Annotated in this window: 15 protein-coding genes; 5 read left to right on the top strand and 10 right to left on the bottom strand. The window is 73.4% G+C overall.

From position 1 onward, the window contains the following. Positions 1-13: 13 nt before the first annotated feature. Entirely contained in the window at positions 14-565 is a 552-nt protein-coding gene (locus tag SSP29_RS57165) for a hypothetical protein (protein ID WP_089105743.1), read from the bottom strand. Positions 566-575: 10 nt separating this feature from the next. Continuing rightward, entirely contained in the window at positions 576-1,082 is a 507-nt protein-coding gene (locus SSP29_RS39380; protein ID WP_089105742.1) for a SigE family RNA polymerase sigma factor, read from the bottom strand. Positions 1,083-1,292: 210 nt separating this feature from the next. Here SSP29_RS39380 and SSP29_RS39375 point away from each other — a divergent pair, with 210 nt between their 5' ends. The 3 genes from SSP29_RS39375 to SSP29_RS39365 are packed head-to-tail and all read left to right on the top strand — an operon-like array spanning position 1,293 to position 5,280. Beyond that, entirely contained in the window at positions 1,293-2,765 is a 1,473-nt protein-coding gene (locus tag SSP29_RS39375; protein ID WP_107436332.1) for a hypothetical protein, read from the top strand. A 41-nt stretch (positions 2,766-2,806) separates the two neighbouring features. Beyond that, positions 2,807-4,036: an AAA family ATPase gene (locus SSP29_RS39370; RefSeq protein ID WP_089105741.1), complete on the top strand. Its 1,230-nt coding sequence runs from the start codon at positions 2,807-2,809 to the stop codon at positions 4,034-4,036. Continuing rightward, positions 4,033-5,280 carry a vWA domain-containing protein gene (locus SSP29_RS39365; RefSeq protein WP_089105740.1) on the top strand — a complete coding sequence of 416 codons (1,248 nt, stop codon included), beginning with the start codon at positions 4,033-4,035 and terminating at the stop codon, positions 5,278-5,280. Before SSP29_RS39370 ends, SSP29_RS39365 begins: the two co-directional genes overlap by 4 nt. 27 nt (positions 5,281-5,307) lie before the next feature. Here the strand turns inward: SSP29_RS39365 and SSP29_RS39360 are convergent, their stop codons facing one another. Further along, entirely contained in the window at positions 5,308-5,988 is a 681-nt protein-coding gene (locus SSP29_RS39360; protein ID WP_089105739.1) for a helix-turn-helix transcriptional regulator, read from the bottom strand. Between the two features lie 128 nt (positions 5,989-6,116). Between SSP29_RS39360 and SSP29_RS39355 the strand changes: the two genes are divergently transcribed. Further along, positions 6,117-7,085 (top strand): threo-3-hydroxy-L-aspartate ammonia-lyase, encoded by a 969-nt coding sequence (locus SSP29_RS39355; protein WP_089105738.1) that lies wholly within the window; start codon positions 6,117-6,119, stop codon positions 7,083-7,085. A gap of 50 nt (positions 7,086-7,135) precedes the next feature. Here SSP29_RS39355 and SSP29_RS39350 read toward each other — a convergent pair whose 3' ends face one another. Together SSP29_RS39350 and SSP29_RS39345 are read right to left on the bottom strand one after the other, a co-directional pair. Next, positions 7,136-8,581: an MFS transporter gene (locus SSP29_RS39350; protein ID WP_089105737.1), complete on the bottom strand. Its 1,446-nt coding sequence runs from the start codon at positions 8,579-8,581 to the stop codon at positions 7,136-7,138. A gap of 72 nt (positions 8,582-8,653) precedes the next feature. Further along, complete coding sequence (locus tag SSP29_RS39345) at positions 8,654-9,055, bottom strand: DUF3291 domain-containing protein (RefSeq protein ID WP_089105736.1); 402 nt, start codon at positions 9,053-9,055, stop codon at positions 8,654-8,656. A gap of 137 nt (positions 9,056-9,192) precedes the next feature. Between SSP29_RS39345 and SSP29_RS39340 the strand changes: the two genes are divergently transcribed. Then, a complete protein-coding gene (locus SSP29_RS39340; protein ID WP_089105735.1) occupies positions 9,193-9,810 on the top strand; it encodes a MerR family transcriptional regulator in 618 nt (205 codons plus the stop codon). 120 nt (positions 9,811-9,930) lie between these two features. Here SSP29_RS39340 and SSP29_RS39335 read toward each other — a convergent pair whose 3' ends face one another. Genes SSP29_RS39335 through SSP29_RS39315 form a run of 5 tightly spaced genes read right to left on the bottom strand, consistent with a single transcriptional unit; the run spans position 9,931 to position 17,018 of the window. After that, positions 9,931-11,220 carry an NAD(P)/FAD-dependent oxidoreductase gene (locus SSP29_RS39335; protein ID WP_089105734.1) on the bottom strand — a complete coding sequence of 430 codons (1,290 nt, stop codon included), beginning with the start codon at positions 11,218-11,220 and terminating at the stop codon, positions 9,931-9,933. Between the two features lie 32 nt (positions 11,221-11,252). After that, positions 11,253-11,948, bottom strand: a complete 696-nt coding sequence (locus SSP29_RS39330; RefSeq protein WP_089105733.1) for a 4'-phosphopantetheinyl transferase family protein — start codon at positions 11,946-11,948, stop codon at positions 11,253-11,255. A gap of 1 nt (position 11,949) precedes the next feature. Further along, entirely contained in the window at positions 11,950-13,716 is a 1,767-nt protein-coding gene (locus SSP29_RS39325) for an acyl-CoA dehydrogenase family protein (protein ID WP_150135770.1), read from the bottom strand. 15 nt (positions 13,717-13,731) lie between these two features. Further along, entirely contained in the window at positions 13,732-15,402 is a 1,671-nt protein-coding gene (locus tag SSP29_RS39320) for an acyl-CoA dehydrogenase family protein (RefSeq protein WP_089105732.1), read from the bottom strand. Then, complete coding sequence (locus SSP29_RS39315; protein ID WP_089105731.1) at positions 15,399-17,018, bottom strand: PfaD family polyunsaturated fatty acid/polyketide biosynthesis protein; 1,620 nt, start codon at positions 17,016-17,018, stop codon at positions 15,399-15,401. The genes SSP29_RS39320 and SSP29_RS39315 overlap by 4 nt, the downstream gene beginning before the upstream one ends. Positions 17,019-17,020: the final 2 nt, after the last annotated feature.

The following is a 17,020-nucleotide window of genomic DNA, read 5'->3' as shown; positions in this document are numbered from 1 at the left end:
CGCCGGCCGTCGGCTATCCGGCCGAGCCGACCGTGGCCGACGAGCCGTCCGACGGGTCGGGACTCTCGGTCGCGGGCGCCGACGGCGGTGACGTGGTGGCGGTCGAACCCCCGGACGCGCCCTCCGTCGCGCTCCGGGTCGTGCCCGCGTCCGGGGTGGCTGTCGACGTCGCGGTCGGCGTGGACGAGGCGGTGCTCCCGCTCGTGGCCGACGGGGTGTCCTCGGGCGCGGTGGTGTCCGTGGGCGGCGGGGCCGAGGTCGTGGCGCCGGAGGGCGGCGCGCTGGGGGAGACACCCGGCGTCGGTGCCGCAGGGCCGGTGGGGCTGGTCGCGGGCCGGGGATGCGGCGCGCTCGGCTCGTCACGGACATCGGCGTGGGGCCACAGGAACAGACCGAGGCCGAGCCCCGCGGCCGCGAGGACACCGCCCGCCGCCCGCCGGGCCGCCCGGATCCGCCGCCGCGTCTGCACACCGGCCCGCAGCCGCTCCCGGTGCCGGGGCTCGAACGCCGCCGGTTCCCGGTCGCCGTGCATCAACTGAGTCAACTGCCGCTCGAAGTGATCCATGGCCTCTCCCTCACCCCACCGGCTCGATGGCGTCCGCCAGCAGCTCCCGCAGCCGGGCCACCCCGCGCGCCGCGTGCGACCTGGCGGTGCCCACCGGGCACCCCAGCACCTCGGCGACCTGCCGGTCGGGCAGGTCCTGGTAGTAGCGCAGGACGACCGCGGCCCGCTGGCGCGGGGTCAGCAGCGCCAGCGCGGCCTCCAGCCGGGAACGCTCGGCGACGAGCGCCGACATGTCGCCGGCCGCCGCCACCTCGGGCAGCTCCTCGACGGGGCGCTCGCCCCACCAGCGGCGCCGCGCCGAGCGGGCCGCCGCGCGCGCCAGGACCTTCCGGACGTACGCCTCCGGCGCCTCGTCGGCGATCTTCGGCCAGACGAACCACAACCGGACCAAGGACTCCTGCAACAGATCCTCGGCCCGATGCCGATCGCCACCGGTGAGCAGACGGGCCAGATGGAACAGCCCCGACCAGCGGGCTGCCACGAACTCGTCGTACTCACCGGCCCGAGCCTGCTCCATTCCCACGGTCCCCGCTCTCCCCGGCTGCCTACACCTGGGAAAAGACCCTGGGGGCGGCAGAACGCTGCACCCGGCCGGGGTGATCCGCGTCACGTGCGGGCCCGGGGCGTAATTGCCTGGCGGACCTCGGTGACGGCGCCGTATGCTCCCCGCGATGACCACTCACTCTGCTGTCAGATTGGGGGTCCCGTCCGCGTCTGGTGGGTGCTGATGGCCACTCACTTCGCGAACGGGGACACCCGCCTCTCCCTGTGGCGGCGCGTGCGCGAGTTCGCCGTGCCGCCCGCCATGATCGAGACCGCGACCGCCCGCCGGAACGCCGGCGACTGGGCGGGGGCCTGTGCCGCCGCCGGTTTCGACCTCGACCTCGACCTGCGCGCACTGTCCCGTGCCTGGGGCCGGGACGTCCGGGAACGGATCCGTGCCGACCTGCGGCGGCTCGCGCCCGACCTGCTGCGCTGGCATCTGCCGAGGATCGCGCCCGACGGGCTGCTGCGGCCGGGGCTGACCATGCCGCTCGCTCATTACGACGCCGGGGAAGGCTCCCTGTGCCTCGTGGTCCGGACACCGCCCGCCTGGGCGGACGGCGGGCAGCGGATCAGCCTCGCGCTGTGGGACGGCACGCTGAGCGAACCCGTCGCCCGGGCGCATCCGCATCCGCGCCCCAGCCGCCGGTTCCGCTTCGACCTGCACCGCCATCTGTGGGACGCGGGCGCCTCCGGCGAACTGCGGACCCGCTCGGGCGCCGACCGTTCTGCGGGCGGCGAGCTGCCTGCGGGCGGCGAACGGCCCGCGTACGCCGACTGGTTCACGTTCACCGGCCAACTCCCCGACCACGAAGGGGCCTTGTGTGCCACGGAGCGGTGGGCGGACGAGGCGCGGATCGTGCTGGGTACCGCGGGGCGGGACAGCGGGACCGTCGTCGTACGCCTGGGCGGCCGGCAGCGGCTCGCGCTGCACCTCGCGGCCGACGGGACCGTGACCGCGGTCCGGGACGGCGGTGGCCAAGGGACCGCAGGCCGGGACGGCGGTGGCCAGGGGACCGCAGGCCGGGATTCCGCGGGCCGGGATGCCGGCTCCGGCGCACCGCTCGTCCTGCCCGACGCGGCGACCTGGACGCTTCCCGATCTGGAGCTGCTGCGTGCCGGGTTGGTCGATGCCGGGCGGCTGCACCCGCTGGTCGCCGGCGCCCTCGTCCCCGGGCACGCACCGGCCGCCCGGGACCCGCACCCCGACCCGGCCCGGCAGTCACGTCTCGTGGAGTGCCGGGGCGCCCGGCACCGGATCGGCCTGGTCGACGGGGTGCTGTCCCCGCTGGACCACTCCCCGGACGAACTGCGGCGCGAGGAACTGCTGGTGGCGCTGGGCGGCCCGCCGCTGCCCTGTCTGCGGGTCATCGACGAGGCGCACTGCCGCCCCGACTGCCTCACCGGCGTCCGTGAACGCCTCGACCACGGGGACATCGCCGGCGCGCTCGCCGTCGTAGAAGGACTGCTGGGGCCCGAAGCCGTCCTGCGCGACGGCCCGTTGAAGGACGAACTGGAGGCGGCCGCGCGACGGCGGATCACGTACGGCCTCTACCGGGCGGGCCTCACCGGATCCCGCACCGGCCCCGTCCGCACCCGGCGACGCCGGTCCGTCCGCGACCCGCGCCTCGGCCCGCGCCCCGCCGGCCGGCGCTGACACCCGTCCACTTGTCTTCCCACACCCCTAGGTGATCTCTCATGCCCCTTCATGCTCCTGACCAACTCGTCGTCGCCGACACCCTGTCGGGGCTGCTCGGCGACTCCACCACCGAGCCCCGGCCCGACACCCAGCTGGAGGCGCTCACCCTCGCCGTCGCCGCCGACCTGCCCGTCCTCCTGTGGGGCGAGCCAGGCATCGGCAAGACCGCCGCCCTGAACCGGCTGGCCGAGGCGCTCGACCTGCCGCTGACCACGGTGATCGCCAGCGTGCACGAGCCGTCCGACTTCTCCGGCCTGCCCGTCGTCGGCGACGACCCGGCCGTCCAGGGCGTCCCGATGGCCCCGCCGGACTGGGCGGTACGGCTGGTACAGGCCGGCCGGGGCCTGCTGTTCCTCGACGAACTGTCCACCGCGCCCCCTGCCGTCCAGGCCGCCCTGCTCCGGCTGGTCCTGGAACGTCGCGTGGGCGCCCTCCGGCTCCCGCCCGGCGTACGGATCGTGGCCGCCGCCAACCCGCGTTCCTCGGCGGCCGACGGCTGGGAGCTCAGCCCGCCGCTGGCCAACCGGTTCGTGCACCTGCAGTGGGCCCACGACCACGAGGTCGTCGTCCGCGGTCTCGGCGGCACCTGGCCCCGGGCGACCCTGCCCCGGCTCGACCCGGACCGGCTGCCCGCCGCCGTGGACTTCGCGCGCCGCGCGGTGTGCGGCCTGCTCGCCACCCGCCCCACGCTCGTCCACCGGCTGCCGAGCGGCGAGATGCGCCGGGGCGGCGCCTGGCCGTCGCCCCGCAGCTGGGACATGACCCTGCGCCTGGTCGCCTTCGCACACGCCGCCGGCTCGTCCCGGGACGTGCTCTCCCTGCTGGTCAGGGGAACGGTCGGGGACGGCCCGGGGCTCGAACTGCTGGCGAGCGTCGACCGGATGGAGCTCCCGGACCCCGAGACGCTGCTCGCCGACCCGGACGCGGCCGACCTGCCCGAGCGCGGCGACCTGCGCCAGGCCGTGCTGGACGGCGTGGTCGCGGCGGTCCGCGAACGGCCGGACCGGGCCCGCTGGGACGCGGCCTGGGCCCTGCTGGTGCGGGCGCTGGACACCGGAGCCCCCGACCTGGTGGTGGTCCCCGCCACCACCCTGGCCTCGCTGCGCCGGGACGACTGGGACGTCCCGGCGGCGATCGAACGGCTCGCCGGCGCGGTCTCCGTCTCCCGGCGCGCCGACCGGGCCGCCGAACGCGTCGCCGAACGCGTCGCCGCGAAGGCGAGCCGATGACCGCGGAACCGGCCGGGGCGCCGGACCTGGACCTGGACAAGCTCTACGCCGCCCGGCTGCAGGCCGCCCGGGCCCGGCCCTACCTTGCGACGGCCCTGTTCGCCCTGCACGTCGTGGAGTCCCGGCAGGTGCCGACGATGGCCGTCGACAAGCACTGGCGCTGCTATGTCTCGCCCGCGTTCGTGGACCGGATGCCGGAGGAGGACCTGGCCGGGGTGTGGGTGCACGAGGTGTCGCACCTGCTGCGCGAGCACCACGGGCGCAGCGACCGGGTCGCCCGGGAACGCGGACTGACCGGGGCCGGCGAGCGGCTGCGGATGAACATCGCGGCGGACCTGGAGATCAACGACGACGCGTACGGCGACGGGCTGGCACAGCCCCGCGGAGCCGTCCGGCCGTACATGCTGCGGCTGGACGAGGGCCAGTTGATGGAGGACTACCTGCGTCAGTTCCGGCTCGGGCCGCTGACCCAGGACCTCACCTGGCTGGACTGCGGCAGCGGCGCCGACGGCCGCGACCGGGAGTGGGACCTGGGGGCGGAGGGCGCGCACGGTCTGAGCGAGCAGGAGCGGGACGGGGTCCGGTTCCGGGTGGCACAGGCCATCACCGGCCGGCCGGGCAGCACCCCGGAGGGCTGGCGGCGCTGGGCGGATGAGGCCTTCCATCCGCCGCAGCCCTGGCGGGAGCTGCTGGGCGCGGCGGTCCGCTCGGCCGCCTCCGCCGCGGGCGCCGGCGACGACTACAGCTACGGCCGCCCCTCGCGCCGGTCGGCCGGCCTGCCCGGCGTGGTCCTCCCCAGCCTGCGCCGCCGCCCGCCCCGGGTCTCGGTCGTCATCGACACCTCCGGCTCGGTCAGCGACGCCGAACTGGGCAGCGCCCTGCTGGAGGTGGCCGCGATCGCCCGCGCCGTCGGGGGCCGCCGGGACCTGGTCTCCGTGCTGTCCTGCGACGCGGCCGCCCGGACCGTGCAGCCGCTGTGCCGCGCGGAGGGCATCGCGCTCGTCGGCGGCGGCGGTACGGACCTGCGCGCGGGCTTCGCCAGGGCACTGCGGACCCGGCCGGCCCCGGACGTCGTGGTGGCCCTCACCGACGGGCAGACACCCTGGCCGAAGACGCAGCCGGCCTGCCGTACGGTGGTGGGCCTCTTCCCCCGGCAGTACAGCGGCACGTCGTGGGACGAGGACGACCCCGACCACGTACCGGACGCACCGCCCGCCTGGGCACGGGTCGTCGAGCTCGGCTAGCGCGGCCGGCCCGCGCCGGGCAGACGGTCAGCCGGCGCGGGTCGCGGACAGGTAGGTGTAGGCGGAGGCCCGGGAGATGCCGAGGCGGGCGGCGACCTGCTGGACCGCACCGCGCACCGCGAAGACGCCCTGCCGGTCGAGGTCGCGGAACAGCTCCAGCCGTTCCTCGCGGGTGAGTTGGGGCCACGGCTTGGGCCGGCGGAGCTGGCGGGCGTCGACGATCGAGTCCAGTACGGCGGTGATGTCGTCGCCGAAGGTGGTGGTCGGCGGCGCCACGGTGTCCGCGGTGACCCCGGCGAGGCCGCCGACCAGTTCGTGCACCTGGTGGACGGCCGTGACGTCGAGGTTCACGCACAGCGCCCCGAACGCCGTACCGCGCGAGTCGCGCAGCACCATCGTGGACGACTTGACCAGCTTCCCGTCCCGGGTGCGGGTCAGGTAGTTCAGCTCGTCGCGTGCCTCGTCGCCGGCCGCCAGCAGCTTCATGCCGATCTCGCTCATCGACCCGCCGACGCCCCTGCCGGTGACCGACCCGGCGAGGGCGACGACGGAGTGTTCCGGACGGCGGAAGTCGTGGACGACGACCTCGCAGAAGGAGCCGAAGGTCGCCGCGATCCCCTCGACGACCGGGGACAGCGCGCCGATGATCGCGTCCTGCTCGGCTCGCGCCGCGGCCTCGCCGCTCGGTGCCGCCGGTCCGTGTGTCATCGGTACCCCCGTCAGGGTCGGGTCAGGGCAGGGTCTGGACTTCCTGTCCAGATGATAGACAATAAGTCCATGTGATCGGCGCCCAACGCCCATGCGGCGCCCGGCGGCGCCCGGAACGGAGGACGAACATGCCCGACACCCCGCCCGTGACCCTCCAGGACGTGCACGACGCGGCGGCGCGGATCAAGGGGGTGGCCCACCGCACCCCCGTGCTGCGCTCGCGCACCCTGGACGCGCTGGTCGGTGCCGAGGTCTTCCTGAAGTGCGAGAACCTGCAGCGCATCGGCGCGTTCAAGTTCCGGGGCGCCTACAACGCCGCGTCCCGGCTGTCGCCCGCGCAGCTCGCCCAGGGCATCGCCGCCTACTCCTCCGGCAACCACGCCCAGGCCGTCGCCCTCGCCGCCCGTGAACTCGGCACCACCGCCGTCATCGTGATGCCCGAGGACACCCCGCGCGCCAAGCTGGAGGCGACCGCCGGATACGGCGCGGAGATCGTGACGTACGACCGCTACACCGGCGACCGGGTCGCCATCGGCGAGGCCCTCGCCGCCGAACGCGGGCTCGCGCTCATCCCGCCGTACGAGCACCCGCACGTCATCGCCGGTCAGGGCACGGCCGCTCTCGAACTCATCGAGGAGGTCGGCGACCTGGACGCCCTGGTGGTGCCCGTCGGGGGCGGCGGGCTGATCGCGGGCAGCGCCACCGCCGCCAAGGGGCTGCTGCCCGGGATCCGGGTCGTCGGGGTCGAGCCGGAGGCCGGCGACGACACCAGGCGGTCCCTGGCGGCCGGGCACCGGGTGTCGATCCCGGTGCCCCGCACCATCGCCGACGGCCAGGCCGCGGACATCCCCGGCGAGCTGACCTTCTCCCTCAACCAGCGCCTGGTGGACGACATCTCCCTGGTCTCCGACGGCCAGATCGGGGACGCGATGCGGTTCGCCTTCGAGCGTCTGAAGACCGTCCTGGAGCCGAGTGGTGCCAGCGGTCTGGCCGCGCTGCTCGCCCACCGGGTGGCGCCGCTGCCGCGCCGGATCGGGGTCGTCCTGTCCGGCGGCAACGTGGGGGCGGAGCGGTTCGCGGAGATCGTCGCCGGCTGAACGCGAAAAGGCGGAGGCACCCGTCGGGGTGCCTCCGCCCGGAGCGGGGCTCAGGCCTGCTCGTCCGCCGGCCGCGGCCGGCGCGGGATCCCCAGCGCGCACAGGGCGCCGAAGAAGACGACCGCGACACCGACCCAGACGGCCGGGTGGAGTCCGTCGACGAACTGCTGCGGGCCCTCGGTGCTGCCGTACGTCACGAACACCGTGCTCAGGACGGCGATGCCGAGCGCGCCGCCGATCTCGCGGACGGTGGTGTTGGCGCCGGACGCCTTGCCCGCGTGCTCCTTGGCCACCGAGCCGAGGACCACCGCCGCCGTCGGCGCGAACACGAAGCCCATGCCGATGCCGGCCACGATCATCGGGCCGGCCAGCGAGGGGTACGCGGTGTCGGTGCCGGCGACCAGGTTGATCCAGCCGAGGCCGACGCCCTGCAGGAAGAGGCCCAGGGCCATCAGCCGGCCGCCGCCGACCTTGTCCGTGATCAGACCGGCCACCGGGGCCACGAACATCGGCATCAGCGTCCAGGCGAGGGTGCGGACACCGGCCTCCAGCGGGGAGCGCGGGGGCACGATCTGGAGGTACTGCGCGAGCAGGAACAGCGAGCCGAAGACACCGAAGTACATGGTCGCCGACACGATGTTGGTGAGGGTGAAGGCCCGCACCCGGTAGAAGGACAGCGGCAGCATCGGCTCGTCGGTCCGGGACTCCCAGACCACGAACGCGGCGAGCAGCACCGCGCCGCCCGCGAACGCGCCGAGCACCTTGGCGGACGTCCAGCCGTCCGGCTCGCCGTGCACGATCGCCCACACCACCGCGCACAGCCCGGCCGCCGCCAGCACCATGCCGACCAGGTCGAGGCGGACGCCCGGCAGCGAGCTCTCCTTCAGGGCGAACAGCACCAGCGGTATCGCGATCACGCACACCGGCACGTTGATCCAGAAGATCCAGCGCCAGTCCAGGCCGTCGACCACCGCGCCGCCGACCACCGGGCCCATGGCCACGGCGAGCCCGCTCACCCCGGACCAGACGCCCAGCGCCAGCCCGCGCAGCTTCTCCGGCACCGCCTGCGAGAGCAGGGTCAGCGACAGCGGCATCACGGCCGCCGCACCGAAGCCCTGGACGGCCCGGAAGGTGATCAACTGGGCGCTGGTGTCGGACAGTCCGCAGCCGATGGAGGCCAGCGTGAACACGGCGATGCCGATGACGAACACCGTACGGCGGCCGAACCGGTCACCGAGCGCGGCACCCGTCATCAGCAGGCAGGCGAAGCTCAGCACGTACGCGTTGACGAACCACTGGAGTTCCTGGGTGTTCGCCTCCAGGTCGACGGCGAGGGTGTGCAGGGCGGTCGACACGACGAGGTTGTCGAGCGCGACCATGAACATCGGCACGCTGCACGCGACGATCGCGAGCCACAGAGGCACCCGGCGCCCCGCGGCGGCGACCGCGGCGGCCGGCTCCTCGTCGAGGACCGGGCTCTCTTCGGACAGGGTCATGGCAGGGGGCTCCTAGCGAAGGGGCTCGTGGGGGAGGGGCTCGTGTGTGCGGAGGGCCGGGCGGGGCGGGTGTCAGGAGTCGGCGCGTTCCTGCTCGGCGAGCCGGCGCCGGGCGTCCGTCCAGTCGATGGGCAGTTCGGCCGCCGGGACCTGCCAGAACGTGAAGACCGAGCCCTTCATGGTGGGGCGCAGTCCGGTCATCACCGACTTGTGCGGCTCGGTCCTCGCGTACCGGTAGAGGGCGTCCTTGTCCTCCCAGGCGGACAGCGTCCAGAAGGTCCGCTTCAGGGGCTCGGCGATCAGCGAGGCGCCGTACGCGCCGGGCGCCCCGGTGACCTGCTTCCACGCCACCAGCGACTTGGCGAAGAAGCGCGGCACGTCCTTGAGGGAGCGGACCTCCAGACGGGACGCCATGACGAAGGCCTCGGCGTCGGCTGCGGGGGTGTTGACGGTGGTCCAGCGCAGGGTGGGCATGGCGCGGCCTTCTCCCGTGGGAAGAAATTGGATACCTCTACTATCCATGTTAGACAGTAGGGGTATCCAATTTCCAGTGCCGAGGTGTCGTCCGGTGGAACGGGGCCGATACCGACGCGAGAGCGGAGCCGAACCCGATGCGCATGTCCGAGCTGAGCCGCCGCAGCGGCGTCTCCGTCACGACGATCAAGTACTACCTCCGCGAGGGCCTGCTCCCGACGGGCCGTCAGACCGCCGCGACCCAGGCCGAGTACGACGAACAGCACCTGCGGCGGCTCCGGCTGATCCGCGCCCTGACCGGCGTGCGCGGCCTCTCGGTCAGCGGGACCCGCGAGGTCCTGGACGCGCTCGGCGAGCACGACGGCGACACCCACCGGCTCCTCGGCCTCGCCCTGGGCACGATCCGGCTGCCCGCCGACACCGCCCGGGACGAACCCGAGACCGCCGAAGTCGACGCGCTGGTCAAGGAGCTCGGCTGGCAGGTGCACCAGAACGCACCCGCCCGTGGCACGCTCGCGGAGACGATCACCTCGCTCCGCTCGCTCGGCGTCCCGCTGGACTGGCACACCCTCCTGCCCTACGCCCGCCTCGCCGAACGCACCGCGGCCCTCGACCTCGACCAACTCGACGGCATCGAGGACCCGTTGGAGGCCGCCGAGCGCGCCCTGCTGCTGACCGTCCTCCTGGAGCCCGCGCTGATGGCGCTGCGCCGCATGGCCCAGGAGAACGAGTCCGCGCACCGGCACGCGGGCTAGCCGAGGGCTACGCCGTACGTGCTGCGAAGTGCCGTCTGCCGCGCCGTCGTGGCTGGTCGCGCAGTTCCTCCCCCAGCCTTCGGCTGGGGGTACCCCCAGCGCCCCTTCGGGGCGCCTCGCTCAGGCGCCGAGTTCCCGCAGCAGCTGGGCCGCCGCCTCCTTTCCGGAGGAGAACGCGGCCTCGTGGGAGCCGATCTGGTCCCAGTACTGCTGCTTGGAGTGGAACCAGGAGCCGCAGAGCTTCACCCGCGGGCCCTCGTTGACCGCGTAGATGGTCTGCTGCGCGGTGCGCATCGCCATGTCGATCATCGGGTGCTCGTAGTGGAACCGCCGGATGACTGCCGCCTCGTCGACCTCCAGCGGGTAGTCCAGGGTGACGAAGTAGTCCGTCTCCGACTCGAAGCCGTGCAGCTTGTTCATGTAGTACGCCACGTAGGTGCGCGGCTGCCCGTCGACGGTCACCTTGCCGTAGTTCCAGGCCTCCCAGCGGTCCCGGCCGGCCGGCATCACGGACGGGTCGGTGTGCAGGATCACGGTCGAGGCGTTGTAGCGCAGGGGCGCGAGCAGGTCGCGCTGGGCCGGGGTCGGGTTCTCAAGGAGCGAGCGGGTCACATCGGCGTGGGTGGCGAGCACGGCGTGGTCGAAGCGCTCCTCGCCGTTCGCGGTGCGGATCACGACCCCGTCGGCCTCCTGGCGGACGCCGGTGACCGGCTCCGAGAGCCGCGTCTTCGGGTCGATCGCGGCGAGCACCTTGCGCACGTACGAGATCGAACCCCCTTCCACGGTCCGCCAGTCGACCCGGCGGCCGCCGAGGCCGCTCTCGTCGTGCGCCATGAAGAACGCGATGACCGTGGTGGCCGGCATCTCCCAGATCAGCTCGGCCGGCACCGACCACACCGCACTGCACAGCAGGATGAAGTAGCCGTACCGGAACTCCTCACTGTAGCCGCCCCGGTCCAGGTACTCGCCCATCGGCAGGTCGGTGCGCTTGCGGAAGAAGTCGTGCCGGCCCTCCTGGTGGAACCGCCGCGCCTCCCGCCAGATGGTCTGGAAGTACTCCGGATAGCGGGCCCGGACCTCCTCCTCCGGCAGGTCCATCTCGTCGCTGCCGTACTGCAGACCGTTGCTCAGGTCGAAGAAGTTGAAGCCGCTGAGCAGTTGCTTGTCGGCCACCCCCAACTCCTCGAAGAACGCGGAGAGGTTGGGATAGGCGGGCCGGTTGAAGACGACGAACGCGGTGTCGATGCCCAGGACGCGGCCGGCGTCCTCGACCTCCACGGAGTTGGCGTGGCCGCCGAAGCGGTCCTCGCGTTCGAACAGGGTGATCTGGGCGTGCTCGCGCAGCGCGTAGGCGGCGGAGAGGCCGGCCACGCCACCGCCCACGACGGCGATGCTGGGCTTGACGGACATCGGTGCTCCTCGGTCTTCAAGCAGGACAGGCTTCAGCAGGACAGGACGGTGGTGGTCAGGCCGTCGGCACGGGACCGCTCGCTGGCGACGGCCAGCACGTGCCCCGGGGTCGGGTGGACCAGGTCGAAGTGCCAGTGCCGGGCGGCCGACCGGGAGTCGTGCACGGCGATGTGCGGGGCGCCGGCCGGGTGTGTGAAGGCGATGGTGGACAGCTCGCGGCGCAGCCCCGTGCCGAGCGCCTTCAGGTACGCCTCCTTCAGCACCCAGTACGCGGCGACCAGCGCCGCCCGCTCCTCCCGCGGCGCCCGCTCCAGCTCGGCCCGCTCGGCCGGGGCGAAGAACCGGGGCAGGTGCGCGAGCGCGTCCGTACCCGCCGGTGACGGCTCGGCGTCGACCCCGCAGGCGCGGCCCGCGTCGGTCACCACACAGGCGATCAGGCCGTCGGTGTGGGTGAGGTTGAACCGCAGCCCGTCGTACGCCGGCTCGGGCTCCGGGCGGCCGTCCCCGGTGGTACGGAACCACCACGCGCCGGGCGGCCGTCCGGACCGCTCGGCGAGCGCGTGCCGGGCCAGCAGCCGCGCGGCCAGCCGGCGCCGCCGCAGCTCCGGCGAGAGCGCGCGCTCGCAGCGCGCCCGTTCCTCCCCGGAGAGCAGCGCCGTACCGCCCAGCCGCGCCACGAACGCGTCGGCGGCGGCCTCCGGCAGCAGCCACAGATGACGGTCGGACATGTCAGCGGCGCGCCGCGGCCAGGTCGCCGCGCTCGGCGAGCGGGAACTGCCAGTACGAGAACAGCCGGTTCTCCCGGTACAGCACCCGCAGCACCCGCATCACCTCGTCGACCACGGCCGCGTCGGTGACGGCCTCGTGCGGCCGCAGGTGCCGCCGGATCCGCTCCAGCTGGAGCAGCAGCAGGGCACCGCTGGGCAGCGGCTCGTCGAGAGCGGCGGCCGAGTGGACGTACGTGTGCAGGCAGGCGGCGGTGGCGTGCAGCAGGCAGTACTCCTTGGCCAGGTCGAAGAGTTCGGCCGACTGGCCGTACGCCCGGCCGAGCCCGGCCCTGAGCCCCGCGGTGCGCTCCCGCAACGAGTCGGCGTGCGCGAGGAGTTCGGCGGCGACGGCCGCGGACCGCGCCAGCCAGCCGTGCTCGTCGCCCGCCTGGGCCAGAGCGCGCAGCCGGGCGAGCGCGGCGGGTGCGGCCCGCAGCGCGTCGTCCTGGCCCCGGCTGAACAGCTCCTGGTCCCACGGCCGGTACAGCGGCAGCTCCTGGTCGATGCCGAAGAGCACGGCCGCCCGCTCCTCCGCCGCCGCGCTCGGCCCGGCGGCGAGCAGGCCCTCCAGCTGAAGGGCGATGTTCTTCAGGTTCACCACCGTGTTGCCGTCGGCGAAGTTCGCCACCGGCAGGTCGCGCATCATCTTCTGGTGGATGGCGTAGTGCGGGTGGCCACGGAGGTAGAAACGGGCCCCGAGGACGACGTTGAGCCGGGCGAACGTCCGCTCCAGCAGCGTCGGCACGAAGTACTTCACCACCGACGACCACACACTGGTCTGCTCCGGCACGACCTGCAGCGCCCGGACCGCGCCCAGACTGACCGCGTCCGCCACCATCAGGTCCGCGAAGCACTCCGTCAACTGCCGCCGGGAGTACGGGATGTCGCTGACGGTACGGCCGAACACCTGCCGTCCCTCGGTGAAGTCGAGTGTCACCCGCAGTCCCGTGTCGACCGCCGACAGCGCGATCCCGCTGATCAGCGCACGCGCCGTCTGCGACGTCTTGAGCGCGATCTCCAGCCCCTGTCCCTCCCGGCCGAGCAGCGCCGAGTCGGGTACGAAGACGCGGTTCAGCCGGAAGCCGCTCATGTCCAGGCCGCGCAGCCCGTGCATGCGTTCCCGCGGCAGCTCGTCCACCGCGCCGGCGGGGGTACGGCGTTTGTCCAGCACGAACACGGAGTAGCCGGCGGGGCCGCCGCGCGGGTCGGTGCGGGCGTGGATGCTCAGGCCGTCCGCGACCCGGCCGTTGCCGATCAGCCACTTCTCGCCGGTGAGGAGATAGCCGCCGAAGGTCTTCTCGGCGGTCATCTCGTTGGCGGTGAGATCACTGCCGTGGTTGCGCTCCGACAGGCCCCAGGCGTAGCGGGTGCCCTGCTGGATCGCCTGGACGAGGGCCCGCTTCTGCTCGTCGGTGCCGGCCACCCAGGCCGGCATGAAGCTGAGACTGGTGATGATGAACGCGGTGGCGGTGGTCGGGTCGCGGCGGGCGATCAGCCGCATCAGATTGAAACCGATCTCCACGTCCCCGGCCTTGCCGCCCTGGGCACGGGGCAGGGAGTGGTCGAGCGCGCCCCAGCGCTGGAGCAGGTTGACGAACTCGTAGGGGTAGTCCTCCCGTTCGTCGTACTCCAGGACTTTGGCGTACGGCATCCGGCTCGCGGGGTCGTGTGGATCGCCGAGGTGGTTCTCCAGCCGGACCGCGAGTTCTGTGAGGTCCTTCTTCGGCACGGGTGTCTCCGACGGTCAGGCCAAGTGGACAGGGAGGGCGCTGAAGAGCTGGTCGTGGTCGTGCAGGTCGGTGGTGATGTCCAGCGCGGGGAGCTGGGCGTCGCCCTCTCGGCGGAGATCGGTGCCGGTCGCTCTCGCGAGGAGGTGGGCGAGGGTGGCGTGCAGCCAGCCGGTGGTGAAGAAGGGGTTGCTTTCGTTGGCCCACCAGAGGTGGAGGCAGGACGCTGCCGCGTGGAGCCAGGTGAAGCGTTCGGCCACGTCTATGAGGCCGGTGTCCCGGTCGGCGGCGGCGAGTTCTGCGGGGAGATCGCCCACGGCTGCGACCAGTTGGGTGACGAGGTGTGCGGTGGGGTGGTCCGCTGCGGCGGTGAGTCTGGCGAGGGCTTCGGGGGCGATGAGGGGGAGTGCGGCGGTGACCGGGTCGTAGCCGCGGGCGTTGAGGTCGAGACGGTCGGGGGCGTATGGGGGGAGGGGCTCTTCGAGGTTGAAGACGGCTTGGATTTGATCTCTGGCTGCGGGTGCGTGGGGGCTGGTCGCGCAGTTCCCCGCGCCCCTAAGCGTCTGCTGCAGTTGACTTGCGAACGAGCGGAGGTTCGCCAGGGGACTTGTGTCCACCACCCTCACGATCTGCGCGTCTCTCTGGAGCTTCTGGAATATGCCGTCGCGGAGCACCGCTCTCGATGCCAGTACGCCCCCGCAGCGCCGCAGGATCTCCTCCGTGCTCTCCGCCACCACGTGCTTCGCCGCGCAGCCCCAGACGCTGAAGGTCTCGGGGACCACATGGATGCCCCTCGACGCCGCTAGCGCCGTTGCGTCCGCCGCCAGCAGGGCCGCCGATGCGATGGCCAGCTCGCGTCTGGGATAGGGGGATCGCAGGACCGTCGTCCGGCCCACCCTTCGGTCCGCCGCGAAGTCCAGCGTCTGGCGGAGTGCCGTGTCGGCGATGCCCAGGCTGCCCGCCATGCTCATCACGCGGACCACCTGCTGCGCCTTCATCACCGACTCCAGCGCCTCGCCCTCCCGGCCCACCAGGGCCTCGCGCGGGACCGGGAAGCGGTCGAAGCCCAGGTCGGCGAAGTCGATGCCGCGCATGCCGGCGGCCGGGACCAGCGGGCCGCGGTCCAGGCCGGTGCCGGTGGTGAGGTCGACGAAGACCGCGGAGTAGGCGGCCGGGCCGCGCTCGCCCGTCTTGGCGACCACATAGGCCGCCTCGCAGCGGTGGCCGAGGCCGACCAGCCACTTGTCGCCCGTCAACTCCCAGCCGTCAGCGGTCGGTTCGAGGCGGGCCGTGTTCGCCAGCAGGTCGCTGCCGTGCCGTGCCTCGGAGAGGGCGAAGCCGATCGCGCCGCCCTCGGTGAGGATCTGGCCCGCCCGCTTGCGCTGCTCGGGCGAGCCGTGCAGGGCGAGGCAGGTGGCGGCGGTGATGCCGAACATCGTGCCGGGCATCACGTTGAGGTCCCGGCGGGCGGCCGTGCGGACCAGGAGCATGCTGCGGTCGAAGGACTCGAAGCGGCCGCCCCACTCGCGCGGGAGGTAGTTCAGGTGGAAGCCGGCCTCGCGCAGCTTCGCGCACAACTCCTCGGGGAACGCGTCCTGTTCGTCGCGGGCGACCGCCGCCGCGAACCCGTACGGATTGAGCGGGTCGTACGGGTCGCCCAGCAGGCGTTCCAGTTCGTCGGGGGTCATCGGGCGCCCTCCAGTGCGGGGGACTCCAGCGGGACCGGGCGGTAGTCCGCCGCCGAGGGCGGGATGCGGACGCCCGCGACGCGCAGCTGGGCCAGTCGGGTGTGGAAGGCCGCGCCGCGCATCAGGTGGTGGGCGACGTCGGCCACGCGGCGGTTGCCGGGGGCCTTGAGGTAGCTGGCGGTGACCCAGTCGTTGAAGGCGCCCATCGCCGGGCCGCACCACACCTGGTAGTCCAGGACGCGGTCCGGGTCGCCGGTCGTGGACCAGCGCGAGGCCATGCCCAGGTACCAGCGGAAGACCAGCGCCATCCGCCGCTTCGGGTTGCCGGCGGCGCGGGCCAGCTGCTCGGGGTCGCGGCGGGTGAAGTAGCCGACGCACTCCTGCCAGACGTCCTCCAGCGGACGGCGGAAGACCTGCGTCTCCAGCTTGGTGCGCTCGGCCGCCGGGAGGGCCTCCAGGCCGTCGTACGACTGGTACAGCTCGTACAGGCGCTTGGCGCGCATCGGGAACAGGGTGCCCTTCTTCAGCACCTGGAGTTCCACGCCCATCTCGAACATGTCGGCCGCCGGTGCCATCTCGCAGTCCGCGATACCGGCGTCGCCGAGCAGCGCCTTGGTGGCCTTCGAGGCGCCGGACTCCACGCACGACTGGTTGACCGAGCCGGTCACGACGTACGCGGCGCCCATCGCGAAGGCACCCGCGACCGAGACCGGACAGCCCAGGCCGCCGGCCGCGCCGACCCGGATGGGCACCGGGTAGCGGTGCTCGTGCTGGACCGTGTCGCGCAGCCGCAGGATCGTCGGGAGGAGGGCCGGGAGCGGGCGGCGGTCGGTGTGGCCGCCGGAGTCGCCCTCGACCGTGATGTCGTCGGCCATCGGCACGTACTTGGCCAGGTCGGCCTGTTCGGCGGTGATCAGGCCCTGGCCGAGCAGCGCACTGATGATGGTGGCCGGGGCGGGGCGCATGAAGCGCTCGGCGGTCTCCGGGCGGGAGATCTTCGCGATGAGCCGGTGGTCCGACACCACGGCACCGGACTGCGGCTCGCGGCGCAGGCCGGCCAGGCGGTAGCGCACCACGTGCGGGCTGAGGCTCATGAAGGCCGACGCCTCCACGCACCGCACCCCGTGCCGCAGGAACAGCTCCACGGCCTCGCGCTCCAGGCGCTCCTCGCTCGGGCTGTGGATCAGGTTGACGGCGTACGGAAGACCGGGGATCTCCTGTGCGAAGCGGGTGAGCGCCTTCGCGATGGTCTCCGGGAGCAGTCCGGCCGCGCCGTAGGAGGCGAGGAAGCCCTCGCGGGCCAGTGCGATCACCATGTCGGCGGAGGCGATGCCGCCGGCCATCGCGCCGGCCATGTAGGCGTTCCGGACGCCGTGCGCGGCCAGGAAGGCCGGCGAGCCGAGGGTGCGGGGCGGCAGGGGAGCGGCGGCGGCCAGCAGGGGGAGGCCCTGCGGGCCCGCCGTGGCGGTGCCGCCGGCCGCCGCCCCGATGCCGTGCGGAGTGCGGACCACGAAGCAGGGGCGGTCCAGATCGGCGAGGGCCCCGTAGATGCCCGCCGGGTCGGTGTGCGGGGCGCTCGCTCCCTGCCAGCGCAGCGGAGTGGGCTGGGCGTGCATGA

The organism is Streptomyces hyaluromycini (assembly GCF_002217755.1).
GTDB lineage: Bacteria > Actinomycetota > Actinomycetes > Streptomycetales > Streptomycetaceae > Streptomyces > Streptomyces hyaluromycini.
This window is presented reverse-complemented; position numbering and strand designations above follow the sequence as displayed.

Bases quoted from the DNA above. Each gene is read 5' to 3' on its own strand.
- SSP29_RS57165 (WP_089105743.1), bottom strand. From the start codon at position 565: ATGGATCACTTCGAGCGGCAGTTGACTCAGTTGATGCACGGCGACCGG.
- SSP29_RS39380 (WP_089105742.1), bottom strand. From the start codon at position 1,082: ATGGAGCAGGCTCGGGCCGGTGAGTACGACGAGTTCGTGGCAGCCCGC.
- SSP29_RS39375 (WP_107436332.1), top strand. From the start codon at position 1,293: ATGGCCACTCACTTCGCGAACGGGGACACCCGCCTCTCCCTGTGGCGG.
- SSP29_RS39370 (WP_089105741.1), top strand. From the start codon at position 2,807: ATGCCCCTTCATGCTCCTGACCAACTCGTCGTCGCCGACACCCTGTCG.
- SSP29_RS39365 (WP_089105740.1), top strand. From the start codon at position 4,033: ATGACCGCGGAACCGGCCGGGGCGCCGGACCTGGACCTGGACAAGCTC.
- SSP29_RS39360 (WP_089105739.1), bottom strand. From the start codon at position 5,988: ATGACACACGGACCGGCGGCACCGAGCGGCGAGGCCGCGGCGCGAGCC.
- SSP29_RS39355 (WP_089105738.1), top strand. From the start codon at position 6,117: ATGCCCGACACCCCGCCCGTGACCCTCCAGGACGTGCACGACGCGGCG.
- SSP29_RS39350 (WP_089105737.1), bottom strand. From the start codon at position 8,581: ATGACCCTGTCCGAAGAGAGCCCGGTCCTCGACGAGGAGCCGGCCGCC.
- SSP29_RS39345 (WP_089105736.1), bottom strand. From the start codon at position 9,055: ATGCCCACCCTGCGCTGGACCACCGTCAACACCCCCGCAGCCGACGCC.
- SSP29_RS39340 (WP_089105735.1), top strand. From the start codon at position 9,193: ATGCGCATGTCCGAGCTGAGCCGCCGCAGCGGCGTCTCCGTCACGACG.
- SSP29_RS39335 (WP_089105734.1), bottom strand. From the start codon at position 11,220: ATGTCCGTCAAGCCCAGCATCGCCGTCGTGGGCGGTGGCGTGGCCGGC.
- SSP29_RS39330 (WP_089105733.1), bottom strand. From the start codon at position 11,948: ATGTCCGACCGTCATCTGTGGCTGCTGCCGGAGGCCGCCGCCGACGCG.
- SSP29_RS39320 (WP_089105732.1), bottom strand. From the start codon at position 15,402: ATGACCCCCGACGAACTGGAACGCCTGCTGGGCGACCCGTACGACCCG.
- SSP29_RS39315 (WP_089105731.1), bottom strand. From the start codon at position 17,018: ATGCACGCCCAGCCCACTCCGCTGCGCTGGCAGGGAGCGAGCGCCCCG.